Source organism: Pseudomonas sp. OA65 (assembly GCF_017498305.1).
Taxonomy (GTDB): Bacteria; Pseudomonadota; Gammaproteobacteria; order Pseudomonadales; family Pseudomonadaceae; genus Aquipseudomonas; species Aquipseudomonas zanjanensis.
The window spans coordinates 52,548-60,400 of the sequence record NZ_JAGDEZ010000037.1 but is presented as its reverse complement, the minus strand read 5'-3'; the positions used below and the strand labels follow the sequence as shown (position 1 = coordinate 60,400).

7 protein-coding genes are annotated in these 7,853 nt (G+C 62.4%); 2 read left to right on the top strand and 5 right to left on the bottom strand.

Annotated features, from left to right (window positions below; all coding sequences use genetic code 11):
- Positions 1-266: 266 nt before the first annotated feature.
- From J3361_RS23830 to J3361_RS23820, 3 genes are read right to left on the bottom strand one after another with little or no spacing between them, the layout of a single operon-like run.
- A complete protein-coding gene (locus J3361_RS23830) occupies positions 267-1,574 on the bottom strand; it encodes a citrate:proton symporter (RefSeq protein WP_207966590.1) in 1,308 nt (435 codons plus the stop codon).
- 52 nt (positions 1,575-1,626) lie between these two features.
- On the bottom strand, positions 1,627-1,950 hold the full coding sequence (locus tag J3361_RS23825; RefSeq protein WP_207966589.1) for a hypothetical protein: 324 nt from the start codon (positions 1,948-1,950) through the stop codon (positions 1,627-1,629).
- Entirely contained in the window at positions 1,950-3,299 is a 1,350-nt protein-coding gene (locus J3361_RS23820) for an acyclic terpene utilization AtuA family protein (RefSeq protein ID WP_207966588.1), read from the bottom strand. The genes J3361_RS23825 and J3361_RS23820 overlap by 1 nt, the downstream gene beginning before the upstream one ends.
- Before the next feature lie 101 nt (positions 3,300-3,400).
- Between J3361_RS23820 and J3361_RS23815 the strand changes: the two genes are divergently transcribed.
- Positions 3,401-4,297, top strand: coding sequence for a LysR family transcriptional regulator (locus J3361_RS23815; protein ID WP_207966587.1), 897 nt, complete (start codon positions 3,401-3,403; stop codon positions 4,295-4,297).
- A gap of 243 nt (positions 4,298-4,540) precedes the next feature.
- Here J3361_RS23815 and J3361_RS23810 read toward each other — a convergent pair whose 3' ends face one another.
- Both J3361_RS23810 and J3361_RS23805 read right to left on the bottom strand, forming a co-directional pair.
- Positions 4,541-5,395, bottom strand: coding sequence for a CAP domain-containing protein (locus J3361_RS23810; protein ID WP_207966586.1), 855 nt, complete (start codon positions 5,393-5,395; stop codon positions 4,541-4,543).
- A gap of 194 nt (positions 5,396-5,589) precedes the next feature.
- Entirely contained in the window at positions 5,590-6,363 is a 774-nt protein-coding gene (locus J3361_RS23805) for an L-iditol 2-dehydrogenase (protein ID WP_207966585.1), read from the bottom strand.
- A gap of 331 nt (positions 6,364-6,694) precedes the next feature.
- Between J3361_RS23805 and J3361_RS23800 the strand changes: the two genes are divergently transcribed.
- Entirely contained in the window at positions 6,695-7,624 is a 930-nt protein-coding gene (locus J3361_RS23800; protein ID WP_207966584.1) for an AraC family transcriptional regulator, read from the top strand.
- Positions 7,625-7,853: the final 229 nt, after the last annotated feature.

Sequence of the window (7,853 nt, the reverse complement as noted above, 5' to 3'; positions counted from 1 at the left end):
GGATTCAACGATTTGAACCAGAATCCCTTCGTGCTCAGGTTTTATCTTGATGTTGGCCATTGACATGCATTCACAAACGCGGGGTTGGGAGCATTCTAACGGCACATTTTATTTGTAAACACCCTCTAAGAGCGGAACCCTAAGCCGCCGTGACCGCAGCAACGGATATACACACCGCCCCCAAAGGGTAATCACCCTCAAACGCTTGACGCACCAGTACCTGGGCCTCATCAAACGCATCCGTCAGCGCCACATTCACCGCTTGCTCAAACCTGTACCGCTCCAGTCGCTACGGCAAAGGCAAGCATCGCCAGGCTGACGCCCCAGGCCCAGAAGAACGTATAGGTGATGTGCTTGCGCAGCTCCACCCCGGACAACGCCAGCGCCAGATAAACGCTGGGTACCACCGGGCTGATGGAAAAGCCGGTATTCTCCCCGATCAGCATGGCCCGGGCTACGGCTTCGAGAGGAACACCCGCGGCGGCGGCCACGTCCCTGATCACCGGAAGCAGGGCGAAATAATAGGCGTCCGGTGAAAAGATCATGCCCAGGGGCACGCCGAAGAAACCGACGATCACGTGCAGGTATTGGGCGGATCCCGCCGGCAGGATATCGATCAGTGCCAAGGCCATCCCGTCGGACATCTTCGCGCCGGAGAGCACGCCCAACAGGACGGCAGCGGCCATCATCACCAGGACCATTTGCAGCGCGTCGGCGGCATGGGCCTTGAGGCGTTCGGCCTGGGCGTCCAGGGACGGGAAGTTCAAGGGCAGGGCGATGCCCAATCCCACCATGAAACAGGCATACAAGGGAAAAATACCGGTGAACAGGCACACCAGGATCCCAGCGGTCAGCGCCACGTTCAGCCAGTAGCGCGGCTCCCGGGGCGAGAGGCTGAATTCCCGGTCTTGGGGTTGCAGACCGTCGAGGTCGCACGTTGCCGCCGCCCCGAGCGACATCGGTTGGCGACGCTGGGCGCGCAGGCCCAATACCGTCGCGACCAGCAACATGCACGCCAGGCCCACCATCTGCACCGGCAACAAGCCTAGCCACAACTGCGTGGCATCCAGCCCCGACACCGCGGCGGCCCGTGCGGTCGTGCCGCCCCAAGGGACCATATTGATGACACCGGCCGTGGTACCGACCAGGCACAACAGCATCGCCGGGCTCATGTTCAGGCGTTTGTACAAGGGCAGCAGGGCTGGAATGGTCAGCAGGAAGGTCGCGGCGCCTACGCCATCGAGATGAACCACCGACGTCACCAAAACCGTCACCAGCGCCACGGCCAGCGGTTTGCCGCCGGTGCTGCGGATCAGCAGATTGACCAACGGATCGAACAGTCCGCGGTCACGCATGATGCCGAAAAACAGGATGGCGAACAGAAACAGTGCGGCGGTCGGGGCCACTGTAATCAGGCCGGACTTGATGAACTCGCCGATCTGTCCGAGATTGAAACCGGCCAGCAGGCAAACGACCACGGGAAGGGTGGTGAACGCCACCACCGGACTGATCCTGCGCAGCAATATCAAGCCGATGATGGCGAGCATCATCAGGAAACCCAGGGTTGTAATCATGTTGCAGCCTCTCTTTTTATTGTTGTCGGATGGTGCGCGGGCGGTGGCTCGGTCAGCCTTGCGGGCCTGGCAAACGCAAGGCCAGCAGCAGGAAACTCAGGCTTTTGCCGTGACGGTCAAGACCGCAACTGCGGTTCACCCCACCCTCCAAAGCGTCCTCAAGTACGAAATTCAATGCGTTCAGGTTCGGCAGCTCATAGCGATGCACCTTGGAGGGCTGGCGCGTCGCGAATTGCTCGGCCACCCGGGCGCAGGTCAGTTCCCGTAGCAGCCAGGGGTAGTGGGCAGGATCGTGGGGAAACAGGGCGATGCTGAGAATGTTGCCTTTGTCGCCAGCACGGGCATGGGCATAGTCGGCGAGGGTGACCAGGTTCATCAGTACCACTCCAGGGTTGTATGGATTTCGTCTCGCGGCAGCAGGAAGCTGCGAGTGGTGACGGTCTCGGCGAGGTGCCGGCGCACGCCACCGCCGCCCGCGGGCCCGTTGGTATAGAGCGACTCAACCTCTGCCAGCAGCGCTTCCACCAGCAATCGGTCGGTGTGGGTCAAGCCGATGCGCACGCGCACATCCTCCAGGGCGGGCGCCTGGGCCAGTTGCTTTTGCAGATAACGACCGCCCTGGTCGTTGAAAAGGCTGGCGACCCCGGACAGGTCGATCCAGGGCTGAATCCCCGGTGCCAAGAGGTCAAAACGTTGCAGCAGGATCTCCCGCGCCAATGCGGCACGCGCCACAGCGCCGGGACCTGCATAGGATATTTCCGCCTCGCCGAACCACAGGCCGCGCACCCCCGCCAGGCCCTTGAGCGTGTAGGGACGCGGACTGCCAAGCAGGCCGCTGATCTCGACACGGTCCCCACCCAAGTCCTGGACGCGGGCTTGGCCCAGGTCCAATACCACGTCGGGGGTCAGATAACGTCGAGGGTCGTGTACTTCGTAAAGGAGTTGTTCCTTGACGGTCTGTTCGCTGACCCGGCCACCGCTGTTGCGGGCCTTGCCGATGATCAGGCGGCCGTCCTGGTGGACCTCGGCGATTGGGCAACCGAGATTGGCCGGGTCCGGAATGTCCTTCATCCCAGGATGGGCAAAGTAGCCGCCAGTGACCTGGGTGCAACATTCCAGCAGATGCCCGGCCGTGGTGGCGACGGCCATTTTCTGCCAATCGTCAGCCGCCCAACCCAGCCCATGGCGGATCGCCCCCACCGCCAGCGACGGATCCGCGACCCGGCCACACAGCACGATACCGGCGCCCTCGGCCAACGCCTGGGCAATACCGTCGGCCCCGGTGTAGACGTTCACCGAAACGGGGTGCTCCAAGGGGGCCGATGACAACCATCGTTCGTAGCGGGGAGGCGTTTCCTCCAACAGGTCATCGCCCAGCACACAGGCGATTTTCAGCTCAGGGAAGCGACCCGCCAACCCGTGTCGCAGCCGTCGCGCGGCCGCCCGGGGATTAGCGGCACCGCCGTTGGTGATGATCGGGATGCCGGCCTCGATGCACAGGTCGAGCATGGGTTCGAGGAAGTCGAACAGGCGGGCGGAGTAGCCTGTTTCCGGGTCAAGGCGTTTGCGTAGCTGTGCCTCGGCCAGGGTCCGCTCAGCCAGTAGCTCCAGCATGATGTAGCGCTGGCCGTTGCGTTGCGCCAGGTCCTGGGCCAGGCGCAGGGCGGCGTCGGGTCGATCATTGGCGAAACCGGCGCCACACCCGACGAGAATTGTTTTTGTCATGTCCGCGTTCCACTGAAGGGTGGCTCCATAGTGGAGGGGCTGGATTATTCTGTGAATTTTAAAGATAGAATCAATTGATCCAGTAATTTTATGAGTCGGCCATGAACGTTTCTTTTCGTCAGCTTCGTGCCTTCATCCTGATCGCCGAGACGTCGAGCTTTACCCGCACGGCAGAACAACTGCACCTGTCCCAACCGGCGTTGAGCTACAGCATTCGCAAATTGGAAGAGAGCATGGGCTTGCAACTGCTCGCGCGTAACACCCGCAGCGTCGAACTGACGCCCGCCGGTGAGCACTTCCTGCCCCAGGCCCGACGTATGCTTCGGGACATGGATGATGCCGTGCGCGATGCTCGTGACACCCTCAACCTGAGCCGGGGTACGCTCCGGCTGGCGGCCCTGCCTACCGCCGCCGCGTCGTTCCTGCCGATCGCCATTGCTGCTTTCCAGCGTGAGAACCCGGGCGTGACGGTGAGCTTACTGGATGGCCGGGCGGGGGAAGTCATGGGCTGGGTGCAGCGAGGCGAGGTGGACGCCGGCATCAGTTCGCTGCCTGACGATCTTTCCGGATTGAATTTCGAGCGACTGGTGGATGACAACCTTGTGCTATTGAGCCACAAGGATCATCTGCGCGAAGGCCTGGACGACTGGAAACGGCAGCCCTACATCGCGCTCACGCCCGACACCAGCATCCGCCCCCTGGCTGACGCTGCGTTGCGCTATCTGAACGTCGATGCTGTTCCGGCCTGGGAGGTCGCGCACATGAGCACCGCCACGGCGTTGGTGCGCGAAGGATTGGGATTCTCCCTGCTGCCGGCCAGTTGCACGGCCGTGTTCAACATTGGCGGGCAGTGCACGGTCACTGCCATCGACCAGCCGGCGAAACGCTCGATCGGCCTGTTGCAGCGCAAGCCGGTGGCCCCATCACCGTCGTTGAGCCGGTTCATGGGGCATGTGCGGCAGGTGCTGCGGCAGGATGAGGTCAGCCATGGGCGCTGAGCTGGCTATCGCGAGCAAGCCCGCACCCCACAGGGGGAGCGCGTGGGACACGCTATTGATGAACACCGCCAATCCCCTGTGGGAGCGGGCTCGCTCGCGAAAACGGTGGTTCAGCTTGCATCGATGTTGAATATGCCACCGCCTTCGCGAGCAAGCCCGCTCCCACATTGGCGGGTGGTGGAACTTGAGCGCCTGACCGCCACAACGCCCACTGTGGGAGCGAGCTTGCTCGCGATAGCGCCACTACTGCTGCGTGCCAAACATCGCCGTCCAATAGATCCCCGCATCGCTTTTCGGATCGGTCGCATACCCGGCGCCCAATTCGCGGAACTGCGGGTTCATCAGGTTGGCGCAGTGCCCTGGGCTGGCCAGCCAGCCATCCACCACCTTGAGCGCGGTGTCTTGTCCGGCGGCAATGTTCTCGCCGATCAATTGGCCCAGGTAGCCGGCCAGTTCGGCGCGGTCGCCGGGCGTGCGATTGTCGCGGTCCTTGTGGTCGAAGAAATTGTTGTTGGCCATGGCCCGGGTGTGCGTGACGGCGGCCAGGGCCAGGGTGGCGTTCCAGGCCAGCGGCGTGGTGGCGGCGAAGGCTTCGGTGCCGCAGCGACGCGGCTGGGCGCGGGCGCTGTTGATCAGCTTCAGCAGTTTCTGGCCCTCCGCCTGCCAATCGCCCAGGCGCGCCGACAACAACGGACGGGCCAGCACGATGCGCCATTCGCGATCCAGGCGGCTGACGCCGATGTCGACGAACTGTGGGTCGAGCACCACCTGGCAGAAGCTTTCCTGCACGGCTTTCATGGCCGATTGCGCATCGCGCGGCCCGGACAGGCTGATGGCTTGCACGTTAACCATGGGATAGGCCGCCCGGGCCAGCGCCTGTTGCAGGTCGCCGATGCCATTGGCCGACAGGATCAGCCGGGAGTCCATCGCCAGCGGCGGCAGTTCCAGCGAGGCCTGGCCGGCACAGCTTTGGGACTGGCTGCGGTAGAGGTTGATGGACTCGACCAGTTGTGTCTCTTCGGTGGCCGTGGCGCTGGTGGTGAACACCAGGCCCAGCGACAGCACGACAAGACCCATGACGGATGAAATGGCACGCATGTAAATCTCCCTTGAGCGGACGGCGCCTATGATGCGCAATTTTTGCCCCGCTGGGGCAACGGTATTCACGCTCTCTTGAAATCCCTTGGAACGGCACCGTTGGGCACCGTTCGGGACAATCCTCAAGTAGTGGGATCAATTTTCAAGCGAATAAGTCCATTCCCGTCGTTTCAAGGCCATAAAAACCCCGATTATCAGCTCATCCAGTTACCGCCATCGACGTTATACGTCTGTGCCACCACGTATTCGCTCTCAGCCGAGGCCAGGAAAATCGCCATTCCGGTGAGATCCTCCGCGGTGCCCATCCGGCCATAGGGTACTTGCTCCGCAACCTGGCGCTTCTTTTCCCCCAGCGGCAAGTTTTCGTGGCGGGCGAACAGCGCGTCCACGCCATCCCAATGCTCGCCATCCACCACGCCGGGGGCGATGGCGTTGACGTTGATCCGATGCTTGATCAGGTCCAGCCCGGCGGACTGGGTCAGGCTGATCACCGCCGCCTTGGTGGCGCAATAGATCGCCACCAGGGGCTCGCCACGCCGACCGGCCTGGCTGGCCATGTTGATGATCCGGCCGCCATGGCCCTGGCGGATCATCTGCCGCGCCGCCGCCTGCAAGGTGAACAGCGTGCCGGCGACGTTGATGGAAAACAGCCGCTCGTAGCTCTGGCGCGTGATGTCGACGATGGGCGCCAGGTCAAACAGCGCAGCGTTGTTGATCAGGATATCCAGCTTGCCCGCCCGGGCCACCACGGCCGCGATGGCCTGGTCGATCGACACCTGGTCGGTCACGTCCATTTTGACGGCGTAGGCGCAGTCGCCCAGTTCGGCGGCGGTGGCCTGGGCCCGCTCCAAGTCGATATCGGCGATCGCCACGGTGGCGCCTTCGTTGATATAGGCCTGGGCGAATGCCTTGCCGATACCACGGGCGGCGCCAGTCACCAGGGCACTTTTTCCTTCGAGTCGTTTCATGGGGTTTGTCCTTTTTTCGAAATACAAAAAACCAATAACAGGAGAACTGTGGGAGCAAGGCTTGCCCGCGATGAAGCAAATGCGATCTTTCGGAAATCGAGGCGCCTGTATCGCGAGCAAGCTTTGCTCCCACGGAGGGATAATTCGCCGATTACAGCAGCGCCCGTGGAGGAGGACAAACGCGGGGAGAATCGTGGGCTGATATTTTTTTAACGTCGCTGAACGCGACGAGCGCGGGTTAAAAAAGTACCAGCGGACGGTCAGGCCGAGGCTGGCGAAGCGCTGCGCACTCGGCGTAAGGTGCCCGCTATAACGCTAAAAGAGGCGCGACATGCCTGATCACCGAACACCCCTGTTCGAGCAGCGACCGGCCGAACTGGAAGTCATCCTGCCTGAGCCTGAACACAGTTTTCGCTGGTACGAGCACGACTACCCGTACCCGTTGGCGCGCTGGAACCATCACCCTGAATTTGAAATTCACCTGATCCGCCAGGGCAGCGGCAAATTGTTGGCGGGCGACTACATCGGTCCGTTTGGCCCCGGTCATGTGGCGATGATCGGCCCGGATCTGCCCCATGACTGGATGGGCGACCTGGCGCCGGGGGAGTACTTGGCCGGTCGTGACGTGGTGTTGCAATTCGACGGCGCCACGCTACTGACCTTGCGCCGCACCCTGCCTGAACTGGGGGATCTGCAGGGGCTGTTCGAACGGGCTCGCCGTGGCCTGGCCTTCGCGGGTGAGACCGCGCTGAGGGCTGCGCACCTGCTGGAAACCATCGGCCCGGCCCAGGGGCTGGCGCGATTGACGCTGTTCCTGGAGTTGCTCCACACCCTCAACCAGGCTCCCGATGACGAGGCCCTGAGCCTGGCGAGCCCATGCTACGCGCCGATGCTCGATGCCCGCAGTTCCGAGCGTATCCACAAAGCCTTCGAGTACCTGCAAGCCGAACTCACTGGCGACCTGCGCCTGTCGGTGATCGCCCGCCAATTGGACATGAGCGAGCCGGGCTTTTCGCGATTCTTCAAGCGCATCACCGGGCACGGTTTCATCGACCTGATGCGCAAGTTGCGGGTCCAGCGCGCCTGCCGCTTGCTGTTGCAAAGCGAAATGCCGGTGACCGACATCTGTTTTGAAGTGGGCTATAACAATCTCTCCAACTTCAACCGGCATTTCCGCATCGAAATGAACCAGACCCCCAGCGAGTATCGGCGGGGCGCTTTTGTCCTGCCTGATGGAGCCGTCTATGTTGATCGTCGTTGAACAGCCAACCAGCGCATCGAGGCACAATGGCTAGAGCGCCAACGCCAACTGACGCTAGACCAACATCAATACCAACTGACCCACCGCCATCGCGAGCAGGCTCGCTCCCACAGGAGATTTTTGCTGGACACAGACTCGCAGTCACCCAGACGCCAGTGTGGGAGCGGGCTTGCTCGCGAAGGCGCCAGCCCAGCCAACATCAATGCTAACTGACCCACCGCTTTCGCGA